We start from the raw sequence: 23267 nt of genomic DNA, 5'->3' as shown, positions 1-23267 counted from the left end.
CAACAGTAATGTCTATTAACTAAATGTTAATTATTAAAACAACAATTATGTCACATCAACAGTATCAGAATTGCATTGAGGCATGCTACGCATGTGCAATAGCTTGCAGCCATTGTGCTGCAGAATGTTTAAAGGAAGAAAAGGTTCAGGACCTGAGAAGATGTATCCAGCTGGATCTGGAATGTGCTTCTATTTGTAAATCAGCTGCAGATTTGATGAGTCTCGGAAGCAGTTTCAGCTCTCATATCTGCCATGTTTGCGCAGATATCTGTAAAGCCTGTGCAGAAGAATGCGAGAAGCACGCTCAAATGGGTATGGAACATTGCCGTGAATGTGCTGAGGCTTGTAGGAAGTGTGCCCAAGCATGCGGAGAAATGGCAGATGCTGCTTAGTTTCTTGATATAGACATAAGAATGCTATATGTCTATATTTATGAGGTTTTATCGATTGAAGTATGTAGCAAAATGGACGATGAGCTTCTTAATGTTTAAAATAAAATATCCCCCAAGTAACCAACTTGGGGATATTTTATTAGGTATATAAAAATTAACTTTTATATACATTACAATTTTGTACAAAAGCCATTCTGTTCCTCTGTCAATGCATAATATTTGTAGTTTTGTGTACCTATTGAAATTAACTTGTGGCGACACTATTCATTAAAAATATGGTTTGCAACCACTGTATTATGGTGGAGCAGAATGAGATGAATAAACTCGGTTTGAATGTCAAAAATGTCAAGTTGGGTGAGGTAGCCACAATAAGGCAATCATAGAACGTGGTTATGGCGTTTCAACCCTTATATTTCCAGTTTGATGAATGAATTGTCTGTAGGTACTACAAATATTCCTTTGGCTATAAAGTACCCACCATTGGCGAAAGATGGGTTTGACAAGATATATAACAATGGTCATCGTATAGAATGATTTATTCAAAGGTAACAGAAAATATGCGGCTTTATTGATTGCCCTAAACAGTATCTTTCAGGTATTTGGGTACAGCTTCTTGGTTTGGCTGTTCATCAATGTATTGCCGAGTAAATTAAGATCGGCCAATTTCAATGCAAGCGTATCCAAAAGCGTTTTGATATATTTAGGTATTCCATTCTTAGCAGTTTTCTAAGCCGTTTCTTCCTCATCAAATCCAAGTGTTATAGAGTGGTATAACCGTAAATTCGTACCCAAAATATCGACGATAACATTATACGCATTAAAAAAACTAGCGTTAAATTTGTATATTATAGAGAGTTGAAAATTAAAAGCGATGTCATTATCCGGTACAAAAAATCATTGGGAAAAAATATACCAAACCAAATCATTGGAAGAAGTAAGCTGGTATCAACCCACCCCTGAAACATCATTAGCGTTTATTAAGCAATTCGATGTGCCAAAAACTGCCAAAATCATTGATATTGGTGGAGGAGATAGTTTTCTTGTTGACCACTTGCTCGACTTGGGTTATCAGGACGTCACAGTTTTGGACATTTCGGAAACAGCACTTAATAAAGCGAAGCATCGACTTAACGAAAAGTCAAACAGCGTAAAATGGGTAGTTGCAGATGCCGCTACATTCGAACCTACAGAACAATATGACTTTTGGCACGACAGGGCAGCTTTTCATTTTATGACAAAGGACAGCGAAATTGAAAGCTACGTCAATACAGTTAAACAGTATATTAAACCAACTGGAATTTTGGTAATTGGAACTTTTTCAGAACAAGGTCCGAAAAAATGTAGTGGTATTGAAACCAAACAGTATTCTGAAAATTCAATGGTAAATCACTTTCAGGAATATTTTGAAAAAATAGGATGCTTTACTATAGACCACAGAACACCTTTTGATACCATTCAGAACTTTGTGTTTTGCAGTTTTAAAAGAAAAATATAAGTTGAAAAAATTCATAGCAATAAAAAATAAAATTGAAATGACGGAGCTTATCAAAGTTTCGCCATTCAGAAAAGAAATCCTGAAAACCGAACCACATAAGCACAATAATTATTTTGAGATTATATATTTGTTGCACGGAAATGGTACGCATACGATTGATTATACCCGATTTTCTATAAAAGCCCCGACAATATTTTTTGTCCGCAAAGAGCAGGTACATCATTGGAATATGACTGCTGTACCTGAAGGTTATGTATTGCTCTTGAAGAAAGGTTTTGTTGAAGAGTCATTAGATGTCGAACTGAAAAGGATTTTATCGCAAGTAAGTGCATTAAATTGTCTTCATTTAAAGGAAAATAATACTATTGAAACCTTATTTCGATTGCTTATCGGGGAGAATGATTTTATTGTTACAGAAGGTATATTGAAAGCATTATTGGTTAAGATTATTAGAACTGCTAAACCTTTAACCGTCAGTAAGAATAAAACTAATAATACCGTTTTATTATTCAGAGAGCTACTCAATCAGACAGATGAATTAAGAAATAAAGTTGCGTACTATGCTGAAAAACTGAACACCACACCGCAAAACCTAAATGCCATGTGTAGGAAATCCCTCAACCAATCTGCCGCAGAAGTTATTTCAGAACACATAATCAGTGAGGCTAAAAGACAACTGATATATACTGATAACAGCATTTCTGAAATCGCTTATAATCTACACTTCAATGATGCTTCCCACCTTGTAAAATACTTTAAACGCCATACTGGCTTAACACCACATCTATTCCGAAAACATTAAAGGCTACCGTAGTATTTTCAAATATACCATATAGAACTAGAAATATTGTACGAATTTTGCTATATAGTTTTTCGGTTTTTTAAAATTATAGGGCATGAAATACATTATAATTGCACCCATTTTTTTAGAAATATGCGGTTGTAGCCAACATAGTAGTAATGATTAGTTTATACGTAACCAAATAGACAGCCTGCAATCTAAATTGGATAATAGCTACAAGCAGGGATTTGGAGAATTTATGAGCAATATCCAGGTCATCATAATAAATTGTGGTTTGCGGGCATCAATCAAAATTGGAAATTGGCAGACTTGAAATAAACGAAATCCAAGAAAGTTTGGATGATATAATAAAATATTGTGTTGACTGTCCGGAAATTCAGTCGTTGTCAATGATAGACCCCGCATTAAATAATATTCGCACAGCCATTCAACAAAAAAAATGAGCGTAGTTTTTAAAGAAGGATATATCAATCTGACCAATACCTGTAATAACTGCCATAAGGCAATTAAACACGAATTTAATGTGATTACAATTCCTTCCACGCCACCATACAGCAATCAAAATATCAAACAACAAAACGAAAAGTATGATAACTAAAACAAAACCTCTCCCTCTTATCATTCCAAGATTGATAATAGGGTTAATCTTTCTTTCAGAAGGGTTGCAAAAATTTATAGTTCCTGAAGCTGTCGGGGTTGGGCGTTTTACAAAAATAGGATTTCAACATCCCGAGTTTTGGGCATCGTTAGTAGGTATAACAGAGATACTCTGTGGTATTTTATTGCTCATAGGGCTGCTTTCCAGGCTGGCAACAATACCATTGCTGATTATTATGGGAGTAGCTTTTGTTATGACCAAAATCCCAACACTTGCGGAGAAAGGATTTTGGGTATTTGCGCACGAGTATCGGACAGATTTCTCAATGACTATGCTGCTATTTATGATATTATATTTTGGTAGTGGCAATTATTCAATAGATAAACACATTCAAAAGAAATGAAGAAAAACAATGAACTTGTCCGTGCTCTCACCTTAAGAGATGCTGTAGGAGTTGGGCTGGGTGCAATAATTGGCGCAGGAATTTTTGTAGTAACGGGCATCGCAGCAGGAGTTTCGGGTCCTTCATTTATTATTGCACTTATAATTGCAGGCACTATTGCGGCCTTCAACGGGTTAAGCTCTGCACAACTGGCTGCAATATATCCTCATTCGGGCGGGACGTATGAATATGGATATCGTTTGCTTACACCTTCCTTCGGATTTTCAGCAGGTTGGATGTTCTTAATAAGCAAGTTATCAGCAGCAGGATTTGTTGCCATTGGTTTTGGAAGTTATTTTCATCAACTCTTGCCTGTAGCTTCACCTCAGATTATTTCTGTAGTTGCAGTTATATTTCTAACTATTGTCAATTATTTCGGCATAAAAAAAGTCGGAATACTTAATCTTGTAATTGTGGCATTCACACTTCTTTCACTGCTGTATTTGATTTTTAGCGGTGTAACAGCCATGGAAGTGACTAATTTTAAACCATTCGCTCCCTTTGGTGTTTCGGGTATTGCAGAAGCTTCGGCATTGTTATTTTTTGCCTTTACCGGTTATGCAAGAATTGCAACGTTGGGAGAAGAAATATATGAACCAAAGAAAACAATTCCGAGAGCCATTATTATCACCATTCTCTTGGCAATTGTCCTGTATGCTGCCGTATCTGTTATTGCCATAGGTGTTGTTGGTGCAAAAAGAATGGCAGATAGTCAATCACCTTTACAAGTAGTCGCAGTAGCTTTGACTACACCTGCAATCAAACCAATTATAACGATTGGAGCGTCAACAGCCATGTTGGGAGTATTGCTTAGTCAGATCTTGGGTATCAGCAGAATGATGCTTGCAATGGGGAGAAGAAATGATCTTCCTCCTGTATTTCAAACCGTTCACAGTCGGTATAGGGTTCCACATCTTGGAATAATAATCACGGGGTTTATTATTTTATTAATTACGGTAACTGGATCATTTGAATTCATTGTCAGAGCAGCGTCTTTTACCATTTTGCTCTATTACAGCATTACCAATATTGCAGCTCTCCGGCAACCCCGTAAAGACCAGATATACGGAAGGGCAATCCCTGTGCTCGGATTTATCGGATGTATAATAATGTCAGTTTCGTTACCAATAGAAGTTATCTTAGTGGGCATTGGACTACTTATCGCAGGATTTGTTCTCAGACTAATATTCCATAGCATATGGAAATAAGTATCATACCTCTGATAAATAAATATTTTGATGTTTTTTATTTAAGCAATTGCTTAAATAAGCAGATTAACTATCTTTGCATTATGGATAATACTTCTTGCATAAGACAACAGGCAGACATTAAACAAATCAAACGTTGTAAAGAGCGAGTGTCGGAACTCAGTGGCTCATTTGACTATTTATCGAACGGGCTTGAATTGGCGGGAAACAATGTAAGATTGAAAATTCTATTTCTTCTTTATGAAGAAAAGCGACTTTGTGTTTGTGATGTTAGTGACATTCTTGGTATGACAATTTCAGCAGTTTCTCAACACTTGCGAAAACTTAAAGACCGAAAGCTCATTGCAAGCGAAAGAGAGGCACAAACCATTTTTTACTCATTGACTGAAGAGTATGAAAAAATGCTGGAACCATTTTTCAAAATACTTCATGAAAACAAAATTTTAGAAACAATATGAAAACCGACAATAAACTAGTTGGAGCGGGACTTTTGACGGCAATTGCAGCTTCACTGTGTTGTATTACACCTGTTTTGGCTCTCATAGCAGGGACAAGTGTACTTGCTTCATCCTTTTCTTGGCTTGAACCATTCAGGCTTTACTTTATAGGTCTAACAATTTTGATGCTTAGTTTTGCTTGGTATCAAAAATTAAAACCTCAAAAGCAAATTGACTGCAACTGTGAGACGGAAGAAAAACCTAAATTCATCCGGTCAAAAATGTTTTTAGGAATTGTTACAACATTTGCAATCGTTATGCTTGCCTTTCCGTTCTATTCGAGAATTTTTTATCCAAAGATAGAAAAGCAAATCATATTGGTGGACAAATATAATATTCAAAAAGCGGAATTTACTATTAGCGGAATGACTTGTGCAAGTTGCGAAGAATACGTTGATCACGAAGTAAATAAACTGTCAGGAATATTCAAATCAACTGTTTCATACAATAGCCGAAACGCAATTGTAGAATTTGACAACTCAAAAACAAACATAGCTGAAATTGAAAAAGCAATTAACAAAACAGGATATTCAGTAACCGCAAAAAAAGAGAAATAAAATGGAAGTCATATTACAATCAACTATTACCTGCCCCAAATGCGGACACAAAAAAGAAGAAACAATGCCGACGGATGCTTGCCAATATTTTTATGAATGTGAAAACTGTAAGATAAGATTAAATCCATTACAAGGCGATTGCTGTGTGTATTGTAGTTATGGTACTTTAAAATGTCCGCCAATGCAATCCGGAACTGAATGCTAATGTGATATTGGTATTTTGATAAAAGCACTATTCAAAAAAACATGACGACACTCTTTATAAAAAATATGGTTTGTAACCGCTGTATTATGGTGGTGCAAAATGAATTGGCTAAATTCAGTTTAGATTTAAAAGGTATCAGGCTGGGAGAAGTTATATTAGACGAAGAGCCTACAGTTGACGATAAAACTAAATTGGAAAAGGCCTTAATTGCATTGGGTTTTGAACTTATTGATGACAAAAAAAGCCGCGTCATTGAACAAATAAAAAATATCATCATTGATTTGGTGCATCATCACAATAATGATGCAAAAGCCAACCTTTCAGATGTGTTAAGCAGTCAATTGCATCACGATTATAATTACTTATCTAACCTGTTTTCGGAGGTTGAGGGTACCACTATTGAAAAGTATTTCATTGCCCAAAAAATTGAAAAAGTAAAAGAATTGTTGGTCTATGATGAGTTATCGTTAAGTGAAATCGCTTTCCGTCTCAACTATTCAAGTGTTGCCTACCTGAGTAATCAATTCAAAAAAGTAACTGGATTGACACCAAGCTATTTCAAACAAATTCGCGAAGATAAAAGAAAGCCATTGGATAAGGTTTAAGCAAATCTTACAAATCAAACCCATAACTTTACAATAGAAGTACCCTTTATTGTTGCCACCTTTGCAATGTAAAATACAAAGCAATCGAAATATGGGAACAAATGAAGAAATAGTTTACCTCCCTTTAGAAGATGTAGAAAGCGAACACTGCGCATTAGTCGTTGAAAAGGGACTGGCACAGGTTAAAGGTGTAGAAACCCACAAAGTAGAACTCACCAATCGCAGGGCTGCTATTACCGTAAATGATAATGAGGTAGTAGGAGAAGCTGTAAAGTCATTAAAGACTTGGGTTATGGCGTTACTGCTGTTAAGAAAACCTTTCCTGTATTGGGTATGACCTGTGCATCTTGTGCAGGCAGTGCAGAAAGTATGGTAAAATACGTTCCGGGCGTGTTAGATGCTTCGGTAAACTTTGGTACAGGCAACCTTACCGTGGAGTTCCTTCCGAATATAACCAATTCCGAGCAAATCAGAAAGGCGGTACAGGACGGCGGCTATGACTTACTCCTTGAAGACGAAAACAAGCAGCCGGAAACATTAGAAGCTATCCACGCCGAAAGATTCAGAAAGCTTAAAAATAAAACCATTTGGGCGGTAATACTATCACTGCCGGTAGTCATTATCGGTATGTTCTTTATGAATATGTCTTATGGCAATGAGATTATGTGGGCATTTTCTACACCTGTTGTATTATGGTTGGGAAGGGATTTCTTTGTAAACGCTTGGAAACAGGCAAAACACCGTTCTGCCAATATGGATACCTTGGTAGCATTGAGTACGGGTATTGCCTATGTGTTCAGTGTTTTTAATATGTTGTTTGCAGAGTTTTGGCTTCAGCGAGGATTGGAAGCACACGTGTATTTTGAAGCGGCAGCCGTCATTATTGCATTCATTCTGTTAGGTAAATTGTTGGAAGAAAAAGCCAAAGGCAATACATCTTCGGCAATTAAAAAACTGATGAGCCTACAGCCGAAGACGGTGATTGTGATAGAAGCTGACGGTACGGAAACACAAAAAGCCATCGAAGAAGTGAACGTAGGTGATCTAATTCTGGTTAAGCCGGGCGAAAAAATTGCGGTAGATGGTATGGTGGTATCGGGCAGTTCGTATGTAGATGAAAGTATGTTGAGCGGCGAGCCTGTTCCCGTATTGAAAAATGAAAATGAAAAGGTATTTGCAGGTACAATCAACCAAAAAGGCAGTTTCCAGTTCAACGCGGTTAAAGTGGGTAATAAAACAATGCTTGCCCAAATCATCAAAATGGTACAGGATGCACAGGGAAGCAAAGCACCCGTTCAAAAATTGGTAGATAAAATTGCAAGTATTTTCGTTCCCATAGTAATCTGTATTGCAATCTTAACATTTGTATTGTGGTGGGTTTTGGGTGGTGATAGCGGCCTAGTACACGGATTATTGGCAGCCGTTACAGTATTGGTTATAGCTTGTCCTTGTGCTTTAGGTTTAGCAACACCGACCGCTATTATGGTGGGCGTTGGTAAAGGCGCCGAAAACGGTATTTTGATTAAAGATGCAGAGAGTCTGGAATTGGCTAAAAAAGTAAACGCTATCGTTTTGGACAAAACAGGAACCATTACCGAAAGAAGACCAGAGGTAACAGGCATCCAATGGATGAACAATGACGATACCTCGAAAGACATTTTATTAAGCATCGAAAAGCAATCGGAACATCCATTGGCGGAAGCCGTTGTTAAACATCTGGATGGAGTTGCTACTACTGCATTATCAAATTTTGACAGTATCACGGGTAAAGGCGCAAAAGCAGATTACGATAATGAAACCTTTTTTGTAGGGAATAAAAAATTATTAGCTGAAAATAACATCAGTATTGCAGAGCAATTGCAACAACAGGCTGATGAATGGGGAAAACGATCTAAAACTGTTATCTGGTTTTCAAATAGCAGACAGGCTCTTTCGGTAGTAGCTATTTCCGATAAAATCAAAGAAACATCGGTAGCGGCTATCAAAGAAATGCAAGATATGGGCATTGACTTATATATGCTGACCGGAGATAATGAAGCAACAGCCAAAGCTATTGCACAACAAACGGGCATCAAGCATTACAAAGCGGAAGTATTGCCACAGCACAAAGCCGACTTTGTCAAAGAGCTGCAACAGAAAGGCAAAGTGGTAGCGATGGTTGGCGATGGTATCAATGACAGTACAGCCCTTGCTACCGCGGACGTTAGTATTGCGATGGGTAAAGGAAGTGATATTGCTATGGACGTTGCAAAAATGACGATCATTTCATCAGACCTTACAAAAATACCCCAGGCAATCCGTTTGTCAAAACAAACCGTAACTACTGAGCAGTGTGAGCGTGGTAAGTAACAGTCTGCGGTTGAAATTGAAAAAGCAAATCAGTAAATCTCGCAAATCAAACAAGAAATTACATAACAATACATAACGAAGTAATCCTGAAATTTACATGATCAAATAATATATGAAGTTTAAAAAAATGGAAAATAAAGAACTTAAATTCAAGACCAACATCAATTGTGGCGGCTGTATAGGATCTGTAAAACCTCATTTGGACAACACTGATGAAATTTCTCATTGGAAAGTGGATACAGACAGCAAGGATAAGGTGCTAACTGTTACTTCCGATGGAGCAACTGAACGACAGGTTATCGACATAGTGAAGCGGGCAGGTTTTAAAATAGAGACTATCAATTCCTAGCATATCGAAAGTTCGTTAGAAAACCAATCAGTGACGGGATAATAGTATGATTGTTGTGCCCACTTTTACTTTTCCTATAAAAGATAGTAACGTTTACAAAAAATAGTATAAATTTGCGCCGAGATGAGGTTGTCATAACTGGGATATATGTCTAAAATGCTAAAGATATTCTTAAGTTTATGTTTACTGGGATTTTTTCTAATTCCAGCAGAAGCCTCCGCGTGCTCATCTCATACCACCGAAGTCGTCAAAAAAGAAAAATCTTGTTCCAGTGATTCTTCAGATGGCCATCATGCTGAAGGTTCTTGCGAAAAAGATTGTTGCAAAGAAGATGCAAGTACTGACTGTTCGGGAAATTGCGGCCAGAAATCGTGTCACAGTTCTTTTCCTACATTTTGGATGCACGATACGAAAGATTCTCAAAAAGCCTTTCTTTTTGAGTGCGAAAGATCATTCCAATTACACAATCAACCCTATTATTCTTCAGGGTTTCATTCCATCTGGCAACCGCCTAAAATAGCTTAAAATTGGCTGACTAGCCAAAAGTGCGTCTTGTCGAAAGCTAAACCAGTTTTCGGAAATCCCCTATTTATTATTTTTTTTAACAACGAATGAAATCAATATCAAAAATATTGATGGTAATCACTGTATTACTGTCATATATAAACGGTTTTGCCCAAGTCAACTCTGCAAATGAAACGACTCAAAACACACCTCAATTTACAGCTGTTTTCAATAATTATTTTTCCATTAAAGATGCTTTTGTAAGCAGCGATGCCAGTATGGCGGCTACGAAAGCGACAAGTATGGTCATAGCGATTAAAGCCGTGGATATAGGCAAGCTTTCCTCAGAAGAACATAATGCATGGATGAAGGTTACGAATGACCTAACTATTAGCGCAGGAGCAATTTCCAAATCCAAAAACGTTTCGCAACAAAGACAAGCCTTTGCCTTACTTTCTAAAAGAATGTACGAATTGGCGAAGGGATCAAATCAAGCTGTACCAGTATTTTACCAACATTGTCCGATGTTCGACAAAGGAAAAGGCGCAAACTGGCTAAGTAAAGAATCAGCAACCAAGAACCCTTATTACGGCAACACGATGCTGACGTGCGGAAGTGTCACAGAAACGATTAACAACAGTAAATAATAAAGCAACATATACAAATTACATAAAGCAGTTTTAACAATTAACAAAAATCACGACAATGAAACATTTATTTTTAGGCTTAATTGCCTCCTCAGTATTGGCTTTAACAGCTTGCGGCGGAAATGCAGAAAAAAAATCTGAAAGCGCAGAGCATTCAGATCATGCGAGTCAAACGGCGCCTGTTGCCAATGATGCGACGAGCACTGAACAGGGTAATTTTTCCGAATTGTATGCGCACTACGAGCACTTAACATTTGCCTTATCATCAGATAATGATAAAGAAGCAGCCAATGCCGCCAACGGCATGTTAGAGGCTCTGCCTAAAGTCAAATCAGATGGATTTAGTGCGGAAGACAAAACCACATACGAGGATATTGCTGCCGATATCCAAGAACATGCTGAACATATCTCAGACAACGTGGGCAATATTGCTCACCAGCGTGAACACTTGGTGACACTAAGCAAAGACTTTTACGATATCGCAAAGACGTTTGGCACAGAAAAGCCTTTATATAAGGTTTTTTGCTCGATGTATGACGACAATAAAGGCGCTTACTGGTTGAGCGATAGCAAAGAAATCAAGAATCCGTACTACGGCGAAGGAATGCTTACCTGTGGCGAAGTTCAAGAAGAGTTAATGTAAGGTCAACGGTTTTTAGCATACAGGTTCCACTTCATTGTTGAACCTGTATGTTAAAATAAACATGTCAAAACTGTATATGTATGCTTAATAATATTATCAAATACTTTCTCAATAATAGATTGATTACCATTCTACTATTGATTGTAGTAATCACCTGGGGGCTAATTTCAGCACCCTTTAATTGGCATCAAAACCTGTTGCCAAGTGATCCTGTTCCGGTGGACGCTATTCCCGACGTTGGTGATAACCAGCAGATTGTAGCGACAGAATGGATGGGGAGATCTCCCAAAGATATCCAGGAACAAATCACCTATCCCCTAACTACATCCCTTTTGGGAATTCCGGGGGTAAAAACAATCCGAAGCAGTTCCATGTTCGGCATGTCGTTTCTCTATATAATTTTCGAGGAAGATGTCGAATTTTATTGGAGCCGCTCCAGAATATTAGAAAAGCTCAATTCATTACCTGCGGGCACCCTACCGACAGGAGTTATCCCTGCATTGGGTCCAGATGCGACGGCATTAGGTCAAGTTTATTGGTATACCTTAGAAGGACGCAATCCAGAAACCGGTGAACCGACCGGTGGTTGGGATCCCGATGAATTACGTACAGTACAGGATTTTTACGCTAAGTATAACTTAGCAGCTTCAGAAGGAGTTGCGGAGGTAGCTTCCATTGGCGGGTTTGTTAAAGAATACCAGGTGGATATCAATCCCGACGCTATGCGTGCCTATAATGTGACCGTAATGGATATCATGTCGGCCATTCAAAATAGCAACCTCGATATCGGTGCTGAAACAATCGAAATAAATAAGGCAGAATACCTGGTGCGCGGACTTGGCTATATTAAGAACGTCCAAGATCTGGAAGATGCGGTGGTAACCGTACGGAGCAATGTGCCTGTCAAAATAAAAGATGTAGGATTTGTAAACCTAGGGCCTGCCACAAGACGTGGAGGCTTGGATAAAGAAGGTGTCGAGGCGGTAGGTGGTGTTGTGGTAGCTCGGTACGGAGCAAACCCGATGGAGGTTATCAATAATGTGAAGGCTACAATCAAGCAAATGGAAGCCGGTCTTCCTCAAAAGACATTAGCGGACGGAACCATTTCCAAGGTGACAGTAGTTCCCTTCTATGACCGGTCGGGATTGATTCAGGAAACGATCGGAACGTTGGAAAATGCGCTCTCGCACGAAATCCTGATCTGTATAATTGTGGTGATCGTATTGGTAATTAATCTGCGCGCATCGATACTGATATCGAGTATCCTACCAATCGGGGTGTTAGCCACATTTATCATTATGCGGCAGATGGGTGTTGAGGCAAATATCGTTGCCCTTTCAGGTATCGCAATCGCAATCGGTGTCATGGTGGATGTCGGGATCGTATTTATAGAAAGCATTTTGCGCTATATGGATGAAGAAAGGGCCCGGGGTGTTGAAAGCCGTGGAAAGGCCTTCGTAAACTTAATTTCTAGAGCCGTATCGGAGGTTTCGGGCGCACTCTCTACAGCTATGCTCACCACCATCATCAGCTTTTTGCCTGTCTTTATGATGGAAGCCCAAGAAGGTAAGCTGTTCAAACCACTGGCGTATACCAAGACTTTTGCATTAACTTCAGCTTTTCTCTTAGGAATCATCGTATTGCCAACACTGGCCTACTACGTTTATTCGATTCGATTGAACGGTAAGAAGCTGCGCCAGTTTGCCAACTATTTCTTAGTGGCAGCAGGTATTGGACTTTGGATATACTCGGGCGTTTTTATAGCCTTTGCTTTGACCCTGATCGGAATAAATAATCTGTTTACACCGAATTGGAAAGGAGAGAAATTTGCCAACTATATCAATGTAGCAATTACGCTTTTTGTGGCCATGTATTACCTGACGGTGGAATGGCTGCCGCTGGGTACGCAAGCCAGTACGACGCTTAACTTTGTATTTGTGTTTTTGGCAATTGGAGCCATCCTAGGGATGTTGTGGGCACTGGTGATCTATTACGAGCAGGTTTTGCGCTGGTCGCTTTCCCATCGATGGAAGTTTATGTCCATACCTATCATAACCCTGGTATTCGGATTGTTGGCTTGGATGGGTACGGAAAGAAGCTTCGGATTTGTAGCCAAGGGCTTTGAGACTATCGGATGGAAGTCGTTCAAGGAAACAGCTTTTTGGCAGAAATCAACCGAAACATTTCCGGGTATTGGCGAAGAGTTTATGCCCAGTTTAAATGAAGGTTCTTTCTTGCTGATGCCGACAAGTATGCCACATACCGGTATTGAACAAAACCTACAATTCATCCGGACATTGGACAAACGCATCCAGAACATTCCGGAGGTTGAGCTCATCGTAGGTAAATGGGGACGCGTAAACTCTGCCCTAGACCCGGCACCTACCCAAATGTTTGAAAATACAATCAATTATATACCTGAGTATATTTTAGACGAGAATGGTCATAGGGAGCGTTTCAAAACAAACAAAGACGGACATTTTGAACTGATCAACGGAGATACCTACCATCTAGATCAGGGATTCAGACAAGTTCCACGAGATAGTCTGATAACTGACAAAGGCGGTAAGTTCTTTCGTCAATGGCGTTCCGAAATCAAAACAGCGGACGATATTTGGCAGGAAATTGTCAATGTTTCCCATTTGCCGGGACTAACTTCCGCACCAAAACTGCAACCTATTGAAGCAAGAATGGTCATGCTGTCCACAGGTATGAGGGCCCCTATGGGCTTAAAGGTATCCGGGCCTGACCTTGAATCGATAGAAGCTGGAGGAAAAGCATTGGAAACTGCCTTGAAAGATATTCCCTCGATTATGCCGTCTACGGTTTTTTACGACCGTGCAGTAGGCGCACCCTATATTGAATTGCATTTGAACAGGGATAAAATGGCGAGGTATGGAATTACCGTAGCAGAACTCCAAGAAGTGATCAGTGCGGGAATTGGCGGGATGTCATTGACCAATACGGTAGAAGGTAGAGAACGGTTCCCCGTACGCCTACGCTATCCGCGCGAATTAAGGGATGACCCTGACGCCTTACGAAAAATAATCATCCCTACGGCGACAGGTGTACAAATACCTTTGGGTGATGTGGTCGACATTGAATACGCCAAAGGGGCGCAAATGATTCAAAGTGAAAACACGTTCTTATTAGGCTACGTGATATTTGATAAAATAAGTGGCAAGGCCGAGGTAGAGGTCGTGCGTGAAGCTGATAACATATTACAGGAAAAAATAGCTTCGGGGGAACTGACTTTACCAGACGGTGTAACATACGTTTTTGCTGGTAATTATGAACAGCAAGAACGCGCAGCAAAACGCTTGCTGCTGATTGTACCGATGAGCTTATTGGCCATTTTGCTCATCCTATATTTCCAATTCCGGACGATTACTGCTTCTTTAATCCATTTCTCTGGCGTATTTGTGGCACTTGCTGGAGGGTTTATTTTATTATGGCTCTACGGACAGCCATGGTTCATGGACTTCTCTGTGGGTGGGACGAATATGAGGGACTTGTTCCAGATGCACAGCATTAACCTCAGTATAGCCGTTTGGGTAGGCTTTATAGCCCTCTTTGGGTTGGCTACAAGTGACGGCGTACTAATGGGTACATATATACATGATACGTTTGTTGCCCGCAACCCAAGAACAAAAGACGAGATCAGGGAGGCTGTTATCTATGCGGGGTTAAAGCGCGTGAGGCCTGCTGCGATGACCACTGCGACTGCCTTGATAGCCCTGTTGCCTGTATTGACCTCAACGGGCAAAGGAGCGGAAATTATGGTGCCGATGGCGATCCCAACTTTTGGAGGGATGTTAATTCAATCCATGACCATGTTTGTAGTGCCGGTATTCCAATGTTGGTGGAGAGAATCGGCCCTTAGAAAGGAAAACAGGTCTAAAAATAAAAATCAAATAACTGATGAAAACGAATAACAGATATATAGTAACGATCCTAGTTGTAGGGTTAGGTTTCTTTTCGAATGCTTTCGCTCAAGAGCATAGGAAGGATTCACTATCACATTACATACAGGTCGCGATAGAAAACAATCCCGGCGTAAAGTCGCAGAGCCTAGTGCATGAGGCTTTCCTTGAAAAAATTCCGCAAGCGGGAGCTTTTCAGGATCCCGAACTATCTTTGGAAGCATACACCATGCCCATGGAAATTGTTGGTGGCCGCTCCATTGGGAATGTCAGTTTGATGCAGATGTTTCCTTGGTTTGGTACAAGAAAAGCTGCTCGGACAGAAGCAACCCATATGGCTAATATGCAAGATCAGCAATATCGGGAAGCAGTGAATAACTTGATTCTACAGGTCAGCACGCAATGGTATACGATGCAAAAACTGAACGAGCAGCTACACAATAATGAAGAAAATAAAAAAATATTAGATCAGTTGGAGCAATTGGCCTTGAGGAAATTTTCTTCCCCATCCAGTACTGCTCGACCTACCCCGGTTCCGACCGTTAGCAGCAATGCTCCTTCCGCACCTTCTGCCTCCACTGCCTCATCTGGCATGGGTGGTATGAGTATGGGAAGTGGCTCAACGACAACTCCAGCTGCTAGCTCAAGTATGTCTACCTCATCTGGAGGGAGCATGGGCGGCATGGCAGGTGGTTCACAATCGGGCATGTCAGAGGTTCTCCGAATTCAACTGGAAATTGCTGAAATTGAAAATAACATGGCAAGCCTCCATTCTCAAATCAAAGCCGAAAAAGCAAAATTCAATGCATTGTTAAATAGGGAAGCCAACCAAGAAGTTATGCTGGGTAACGAGATTCAAAAAGCGGACTTCAAATATAGTGAAGAAGAAGCTTTGAGAATTATTGAAAATAACAATCCCATGCTTAAAATGATTTCAGAACAAGGTTTGGCTTTTAAAGCGAAAGCAGAAATGGATAAAAAAATGAGCTATCCGATGATTGGTATCGGCGCTCAATATATGCTTGTCGGCAAAACCAACAACACGATGCTCGCCATGGAGGGTATGAATGGGAAAGATATGATTATGCCGATGGTCTCAGTGAGCCTGCCGCTGTTTCGTAAAAAATACAATGCCCAGCAAAAAGAAAGTGAATTGTGGCGGAGGTCAAGTGAGGAAAATTTTAAAAACACTTTCAATACCCTGAAAAGCGAGTATTATGGTTTCAAAAGTCAATTGGATGATGCAGAACGGGTTTTGAAACTGTATGAAAAGCAGACAACACTTGCTCAAACTACTTATAGTTTAATCGTAAAAGAGTTCATAACCGGCAAAAGCGACCTGAGCAATGTCATTCAAGTGCAGCGTCAACTATTAGACTATCAACTTAGAAAAGCAGAAGCGCTAGCCAATTACAATACCATGGCCGTGTCAATAGTGAACTTATTAGCATACAACAGATAACAAAAATATTTAAATACTTAGCAATGAGCAAATTGAAGAATATATTTAAAAATAATGGGGTAAAATACGGGGCAATTATGCTGGCCGGATTACTATTGGGTTGGGCGATATTTGGAGGAGGCACATCCCATAGTCATGACCTTGAGAGCGAGGCCGAGGAAACAGAGGAAGCCGGTACGGTGTGGACTTGCTCCATGCATCCACAAATAAAAATGGATAAACCGGGTAAATGCCCCTTGTGCGCGATGGACTTGATACCCTTGAAATCATCCGGGGGTGGTGGTGATGATGTGATTGACGATGATGCAATCCAGATGTCAAAAGAGGCAATCGCTTTGGCAAATATCCAAACCTCAGTAGTTGGTCACCAAGATGCTATTAAAGAAGTACAGTTATACGGTACAATTCAAGTAGATGAACGTCTGCAGCAATCCCAAACTTCTCACGTTAACGGTCGTATAGAGAATCTATATGTAACATTTACCGGAGAGTCCGTTAAGGAAGGTCAATTGATAGCAAAAATATATTCTCCTGACCTATTGACGGCACAACAGGAACTACTGGAAGCAGCAAAACTACAAGATCTTCAACCGTTACTACTGGATGCCGCCAAAGAAAAACTGCGTTTATGGAAGGTATCAGAAGATCAGATAAACAAAATTCTACAATCGGGCAGCGCTTCTCCGTATGTGAATATCCACGCAAATACAAGCGGTGTAGTCATAGCAAAGAATGTAAACCAAGGCGATTACATCAATCAGGGAAGTGTATTGTACACTATTTCGAACCTTTCAAAGTTATGGGCGATTTTTGATGCTTACGAAACAGATCTGCCGTTTTTAAAGGTTGGAGATCAACTCGAGTACACCTTGCAGAGCGTTCCGGGAAAGGTATACAAAGGACGGATAGCTTTTATAAATCCAATGATTGATGCTAGTTCGAGAACCGCAAAAATCAGAGTTGAAGCCGACAATAGGGACCGAAATCTGAAACCGGAAATGTATGCAACAGCACAAATTACTGCTCCTTTAAAAGGATACAGTAAGGAGATGGTAATTCCAAAATCGGCAGTATTGTGGACCGGCAAGCGTTCCATTGTATATGTGAAGGCGCCAAATACCTCTACACCGGCCTTTAAACTCCGGGAGATTGTACTAGGCCCTTCCCTGGGTGACCAATACGTCATCATGTCGGGACTGGAAAATGGTGAAGAGATTGTAACAAATGGCGCTTTTACTGTAGATGCAAGTGCTCAGCTAGAAGGCAAAGTAAGCATGATGAACAATGATCAGTCGGCGGTATCAGCTGGACATCAACATAGCAACATGGAAAGCAGTGCTGGTAAAACTCACGAGATGCTAAAAGTGTCGGGTAACTGTGAGATGTGCAAAAGCCGCATCGAAAAAGCAGCGAAAGGTGTAAAGGGCGTTTCTTCAGCGAACTGGGATGTAAAAGCCAAAGTCATTCATTTGAATTTCGATTCCAAAGTAACTTCAAAGCGCAACATAAGTAAAGCTATTGCAAGCGTCGGCCATGACACAGAATTGGACAAAGCATCTAAAGCAACTTATGATGATCTGCCAAGCTGTTGCCTGTATGAACGCTAATCCTTAATCTAATTAGTTCAATATGGAAAGCATTAGGAAAAAGGGTGCAACATCTAAACCCAAAATAATCTTGATGGTTTTGCTAACCGTGTTTTTGTTAATGCAGTTAGCAAGACCTCAAAAGAACACATCAAGCGCTCCTGCGGGAAAGGCATTTGTTGATACGTTTAAAGTCGGTAAACGAGTTAACGCGATTTTGGCCGCTTCTTGTTATGACTGCCACAGCAATAGCACCAATTACCCATGGTACAGTGAAATACAACCCATGGCTTGGCTAATGGAAAAGCATGTCAAAGATGGAAAGGAAAAGTTAAATTTTGATGAACTGCCTTCTTATGGGCGCCGGAAGCTTAATTCAAAATTTACGCAAATTACTAACCAAGTTGAGCAAGGTAAAATGCCACTGAACTCCTATTTATGGATGCATGCGGGATCTCGTTTAAGTATGGAAGATAAGGAGTTGTTGGTTAATTACTTTAACTCGTTGGCGGATAATGAGTAAATTTATAGTGTTAATTAAGAAACAGTTACTTCTGATACAGACTAAAAACATAAATTTTAATTACATGAACAATGGAACACCAATCTAATAATATAGTTATGGAAAAAATTAAAGTTGCCATCAATGGATATGGCGTAATTGGTAAACGGGTAGCTGATGCTATAACGCTTCAGGATGACATGGAGCTAACTGGTGTTTGTGATGTTGTTAGTGACTGGCGTATTAATATGGCAGTAAGTAAAAGTTATCCTGTTTATGGTTTTGACCAACCAGTCAATAACCAAATGAAAGAGGCTGGTATTCCCGTAATGGGCAGTTTAGATGATATGTTGCAGACTGCGGATATTGTAATTGATTGCACGCCCAAAAAAATTGCTTCTCAAAATATAGAGCTTTATAAAAAACTTGGTAAAAAGTTTATCTTACAGGGTGGAGAAAAACATGAAACCACCGGACACTCTTTTAGCGCTGAAAACAATTACGAGACCGCTTTAGGACGTGAAAGCACTCGTGTAGTCTCATGCAACACCACCTCTATCGTGCGTACGCTTACGGCGTTAAAAAATGCCGGACTTCTAAAAAAAGCAAGAGGCACATTGCTTCGGAGAGCAACCGACCCTTGGGAAAGTCATTTAAATGGTATAATGAATACCCTCGTTCCTGAAAAAGATATACCCAGCCATCAAGGCCCGGATGCACAAACGATTGATCCCTCGTTGGATGTAATTACCACCGCTATTAAAGTACCGCAAACCCTAAGTCACCTTCATTACTGGAATGTGCAGCTTACCCGGCAGACCACAAAAGAAGAAGTATTGCGGGCATTTGCCAATTCTACAAGAATAGCCATGATCAATTACAGCGATGGGCTGCCAGCTAACAATACGGTGAAAGAACTGATGCTGGAGATGGGTCGTCCGTATGGCGATATGTATGAAGTAGCGGTATGGAAAGATATGCTGAAAGTACAGGGCGATGAATTGTTTTATGCGTACATAGTAGACAATCAGGCCATCGTAATCCCCGAAACCATAGATGCTATCCGTGCATTGACTGGAGTAGAACCACATGCTGAAAAGTCAATGAGAAAAACGAACGAAAGCCTGGGAATAAAGCAAAGTTTTTATTAGGAGGTAAGCAGAGAATAAGCTATCGGGTAAATAATTCGGATACGCACATACGACAATATCCATTTCAAAAAAAAAAGTTTAGGAATTAATCAAAGTAAAAAAATGAAGACACACGAAAATATCGCTGATTTGTTGCGCGAAAAGGCATCCTTCTATTTGGACCACGTTTGTGAAAAAATAACGAAGGAAGAATTGCACACTCCCAGTAAGGATGGTCTTGATCGGGTATTTGGAAATAGCAATAGAGATCCACAAGTATTGCGAAGCCTATCCCAGTTGTACAATCACGGAAATCTGGGAAGCACAGGTTACTTAAGCATCTTGCCTATCGATCAAGGCATTGAACATAGTGCCGCTTTTTCGTTCTATAAAAATCGTGACTATCTTGACCCCGAGAATATAATAAAACTAGCCATTGAAGCTGGTTGTAACGGTGTGGCATCTACGTTTGGTGTATTGGGGTTGAACGCCCGAAAATATGCACACAAAATCCCATTTGTTGTAAAAATCAATCACAATGAACTGCTTACTTATCCAACTAAATATGATCAAACACTATTTGGAAAGGTTAAATCAGCTTGGGATATGGGAGCAGTTGCCGTGGGTGCCACCATTTATTTTGGTTCAAAAGAAAGCAACAGGCAGCTTAAAGAAATAGCTGAAGCCTTCGAAGAAGCACATAGTTTGGGAATGGCAACCATTTTATGGTGCTATACCCGTAATGATGCTTTTAAAACCGAAACGGAAGATTATCACGAGGCTGCAGATCTAACAGGACAAGCCAATCATTTGGGTGTGACTATTCAGGCAGATATAATCAAACAAAAACTACCAACCAACAATTTTGGATTTAGAGAAATAGGATTTGGAAAGTATGACGATGTGATGTATGAAGCGCTTACCACAGACCATCCTATAGACTTATGCAGATTGCAGGTGGCCAATTGCTATATGGGCAAAATAGGATTAATCAATTCAGGAGGTGGATCCAAAGGCGAGTCTGATTTAGTTGAAGCAGTTACAACGGCTGTAATCAATAAACGAGCAGGAGGAACTGGGTTGATTATGGGAAGAAAGGCATTTCAAAAACCATTCGTTGAAGGGGTTGAATTAATCAATGCGGTCCAAAGAGTTTATTTGGACGATAAAATTACAATTGCGTAAGTGGCTATTTAAAAATCTATCATATTCTCCAACGCATATTATAAAATATTGAATTCTAAATCTTTTGTTATGAAAAAATACGTTTGTCCAATGCACCCCCAGGTACTCAAAGATGAGCCGGGGAAATGCCCATTATGCGGGATGGCTTTAGTTCCGTTTGGAAAAGCTCGTAGCCACGACCACAAACACCATGAACACGGGGAGCAGCAGCATTCCGCACACCAACATGATAAACATGAAGGACATCATACACATGATTTCCTGAAAAGGTTTTGGGTCAGTTTAATTATTACTGTTCCTATCCTCGCCCTTTCACACATGATCCAAGAATGGTTTGGATTCAATCTGGAATTTACTGGTGACAAATACGTACTGTTTGTCCTGGGGACTTTAATATATCTGTACGGCGGGATGCCCTTTTTGAAAGGGATGGTTGGGGAAATTAGGGCGAGAGCCATTGGGATGATGACTTTGGTAGCCATCGCTATTTCAGTGGCCTATTTTTATTCAACGGCAGTCGTATTTGGCCTTCAAGGGATGGATTTCTACTGGGAATTGGCAACGTTGATCGTGATTATGCTGCTTGGACACTGGTTGGAAATGCGTTCGCAGATGGCAGCGTCCAAAGCCCTTCAAACCTTGGTAGCGCTCCTTCCAAACGAGGTGACGGTAGAGAGAGACGGTGAAGCACGTAAGGTAAGGCTCGACGAATTGGCTAACAACGACATTGTCATTATCAAACCCGGAGAGAAAGTACCGGCAGATGGCGATGTGATTGAAGGGCTTTCTTATGTAAACGAAAGTATGCTGACAGGTGAAAGTGTTCCGATAAAAAAGGAAGCAAAGTCAAAGGTTATAGCTGGAGCCATTAACGGGGATGGAGCTCTGAAAATAAAAGCGACAGGGGTAGGAAAAGATACGTATCTAAATAAGGTTATTAACCTTGTACAAGATGCACAAACCGCCAAGTCGAATACTCAAAACCTTGCAGATAAAGTTGCCAAATGGCTTACTTTCATTGCGATTGGAGTCGGTGTCGCCACATTTGGATATTGGTATAACACGAGTGGAGATTTAGCATTCGCGCTGGAAAGAATGGTAACGGTAATGGTAACCGCTTGCCCCCACGCGCTGGGCGTAGCGATTCCTTTGGTGGTTGCTATTTCGACTACCTTATCTGCAACCAATGGGCTGCTTATCCGGAACCGGACCGCGTTTGAGATTACCCGAAATTTATCGACTGTTATCTTTGATAAAACCGGAACATTAACCGAGGGTTCACATGAAGTGCAACGGGTCATTGCTTTAGATAACTTCACCGAAGATGAAATCATCCAATATGCAGCGGCTGTACAGCAAAATTCCGAACACCACATTGCAAAGGGCATGATCAGGCTTCTTAAAGAAAAAGAGCTTCAACTATGGAAATCTGACAGTTTTCAATACATGCAAGGCATTGGCGTAAAAGGATCGGTGAACGGAAAAGAAATTGTTGCGGCGGGACCAAATTATTTTACAGAAAATAAAATTGATAAACCAACCGTCCCTTCGGAAATCGATCAGGATACAGAAACAATAAATTATGTGTTTATTGATGGCAAGGTAATAGGTATTATCACACTCGCGGATCGTATAAGAGAAGGTTCTCAGGAAGCCATACGTCAGCTAAAACAAATGGGAATAAAATCATTTCTTTTAACAGGCGACAATGAGAAAATTGCAGCTTCGGTTTCTAACAAATTAGGACTGGATGGATTTCTAGCCAATGTCCTTCCACATAACAAACAAGAGAAAGTAAAAGAATTTCAAGCCAAGGGTGAAATTGTTGCCATGACGGGCGATGGCGTGAATGATGCTCCTGCCTTGGCGCAGGCTGATGTGGGGATTGCCGTTGGTTCCGGGACGGACGTGGCCGCTGAGACAGCAGATATTATTCTGGTAAACAGTGACCCGAGGGATGTTGTAAAATTGATAGACTTTGGAAAGAGGACCTATCGGAAAATGATACAGAACCTGATTTGGGCTGTCGGTTATAATATAGTCGCCATTCCCCTGGCAGCTGGTATACTGTACCCCAATTTTGTATTGAGTCCGGCTATGGGTGCAGTTCTAATGAGCGTTAGTACCATCGTCGTCGCATTTAATGCAACTTTACTAAAGCTTAATAAAAAATGAATCTAAACTTA

At 40.2% G+C, this 23267-nt stretch carries 20 protein-coding genes and 1 pseudogene; all 21 read left to right on the top strand.

The annotated features are described in order from the left end of the window. The first annotated feature begins 47 nt into the window (after positions 1 to 47). Positions 48 to 392, top strand: a complete 345-nt coding sequence (locus C8N28_RS13315) for a four-helix bundle copper-binding protein (protein ID WP_132225698.1) — start codon at positions 48 to 50, stop codon at positions 390 to 392. Between the two features lie 568 nt (positions 393 to 960). Continuing rightward, complete coding sequence (locus C8N28_RS14000; RefSeq protein ID WP_246012833.1) at positions 961 to 1122, top strand: hypothetical protein; 162 nt, start codon at positions 961 to 963, stop codon at positions 1120 to 1122. 141 nt (positions 1123 to 1263) lie between these two features. Next, on the top strand, positions 1264 to 1887 hold the full coding sequence (locus C8N28_RS13300) for a class I SAM-dependent methyltransferase (protein WP_132225696.1): 624 nt from the start codon (positions 1264 to 1266) through the stop codon (positions 1885 to 1887). Position 1888: 1 nt separating this feature from the next. Next, positions 1889 to 2689 (top strand): AraC family transcriptional regulator, encoded by an 801-nt coding sequence (locus tag C8N28_RS13295; RefSeq protein WP_132225694.1) that lies wholly within the window; start codon positions 1889 to 1891, stop codon positions 2687 to 2689. A gap of 587 nt (positions 2690 to 3276) precedes the next feature. Further along, entirely contained in the window at positions 3277 to 3690 is a 414-nt protein-coding gene (locus C8N28_RS13290) for a DoxX family protein (protein ID WP_132225692.1), read from the top strand. Continuing rightward, a complete protein-coding gene (locus C8N28_RS13285) occupies positions 3687 to 4937 on the top strand; it encodes an APC family permease (protein WP_132225690.1) in 1251 nt (416 codons plus the stop codon). The genes C8N28_RS13290 and C8N28_RS13285 overlap by 4 nt, the downstream gene beginning before the upstream one ends. Before the next feature lie 83 nt (positions 4938 to 5020). Next, positions 5021 to 5395: an ArsR/SmtB family transcription factor gene (locus tag C8N28_RS13280; RefSeq protein WP_132225688.1), complete on the top strand. Its 375-nt coding sequence runs from the start codon at positions 5021 to 5023 to the stop codon at positions 5393 to 5395. Further along, a complete protein-coding gene (merTP, locus tag C8N28_RS13275; protein WP_132225686.1) occupies positions 5392 to 5991 on the top strand; it encodes a mercuric transport protein MerTP in 600 nt (199 codons plus the stop codon). The genes C8N28_RS13280 and merTP overlap by 4 nt, the downstream gene beginning before the upstream one ends. Position 5992: 1 nt before the next feature. Then, positions 5993 to 6196 (top strand): GDCCVxC domain-containing (seleno)protein, encoded by a 204-nt coding sequence (locus C8N28_RS13945; RefSeq protein ID WP_132225684.1) that lies wholly within the window; start codon positions 5993 to 5995, stop codon positions 6194 to 6196. A gap of 86 nt (positions 6197 to 6282) precedes the next feature. Then, positions 6283 to 6801, top strand: coding sequence for a helix-turn-helix domain-containing protein (locus C8N28_RS13265; protein ID WP_449369354.1), 519 nt, complete (start codon positions 6283 to 6285; stop codon positions 6799 to 6801). A gap of 91 nt (positions 6802 to 6892) precedes the next feature. Then, positions 6893 to 9126, top strand: a pseudogene (locus tag C8N28_RS13260) (heavy metal translocating P-type ATPase); the annotation flags it as partial. A 151-nt stretch (positions 9127 to 9277) separates the two neighbouring features. Then, positions 9278 to 9499, top strand: coding sequence for a heavy-metal-associated domain-containing protein (locus C8N28_RS13255; RefSeq protein ID WP_132225680.1), 222 nt, complete (start codon positions 9278 to 9280; stop codon positions 9497 to 9499). 611 nt (positions 9500 to 10110) lie between these two features. Further along, on the top strand, positions 10111 to 10650 hold the full coding sequence (locus tag C8N28_RS13250; protein ID WP_246012832.1) for a DUF3347 domain-containing protein: 540 nt from the start codon (positions 10111 to 10113) through the stop codon (positions 10648 to 10650). A gap of 58 nt (positions 10651 to 10708) precedes the next feature. Further along, complete coding sequence (locus C8N28_RS13245) at positions 10709 to 11293, top strand: DUF3347 domain-containing protein (RefSeq protein ID WP_132225678.1); 585 nt, start codon at positions 10709 to 10711, stop codon at positions 11291 to 11293. Between the two features lie 80 nt (positions 11294 to 11373). Next, the gene (locus tag C8N28_RS13240) at positions 11374 to 15228 is read left to right on the top strand and encodes an efflux RND transporter permease subunit (protein ID WP_132225676.1); all 3855 of its coding nucleotides are present in this window, start codon (positions 11374 to 11376) and stop codon (positions 15226 to 15228) included. Further along, positions 15215 to 16678: a TolC family protein gene (locus C8N28_RS13235; protein WP_132225674.1), complete on the top strand. Its 1464-nt coding sequence runs from the start codon at positions 15215 to 15217 to the stop codon at positions 16676 to 16678. Before C8N28_RS13240 ends, C8N28_RS13235 begins: the two co-directional genes overlap by 14 nt. Positions 16679 to 16701: 23 nt before the next feature. Next, a complete protein-coding gene (locus tag C8N28_RS13230) occupies positions 16702 to 18285 on the top strand; it encodes an efflux RND transporter periplasmic adaptor subunit (protein WP_132225672.1) in 1584 nt (527 codons plus the stop codon). A gap of 22 nt (positions 18286 to 18307) precedes the next feature. Then, positions 18308 to 18787, top strand: a complete 480-nt coding sequence (locus C8N28_RS13225; protein ID WP_165870344.1) for a heme-binding domain-containing protein — start codon at positions 18308 to 18310, stop codon at positions 18785 to 18787. 71 nt (positions 18788 to 18858) lie between these two features. After that, a complete protein-coding gene (locus C8N28_RS13220; protein WP_246012830.1) occupies positions 18859 to 19917 on the top strand; it encodes a type II glyceraldehyde-3-phosphate dehydrogenase in 1059 nt (352 codons plus the stop codon). Positions 19918 to 20019: 102 nt separating this feature from the next. Next, positions 20020 to 21081, top strand: coding sequence for a class I fructose-bisphosphate aldolase (locus tag C8N28_RS13215; protein ID WP_132225670.1), 1062 nt, complete (start codon positions 20020 to 20022; stop codon positions 21079 to 21081). 69 nt (positions 21082 to 21150) lie between these two features. Beyond that, positions 21151 to 23256, top strand: a complete 2106-nt coding sequence (locus tag C8N28_RS13210) for a copper-translocating P-type ATPase (RefSeq protein ID WP_132225668.1) — start codon at positions 21151 to 21153, stop codon at positions 23254 to 23256. Positions 23257 to 23267 lie beyond the last annotated feature (11 nt).

The organism is Albibacterium bauzanense, from assembly GCF_004339765.1.
GTDB classification, from domain to species: domain Bacteria; phylum Bacteroidota; class Bacteroidia; order Sphingobacteriales; family Sphingobacteriaceae; genus Albibacterium; species Albibacterium bauzanense.
This window is presented reverse-complemented; position numbering and strand designations above follow the sequence as displayed.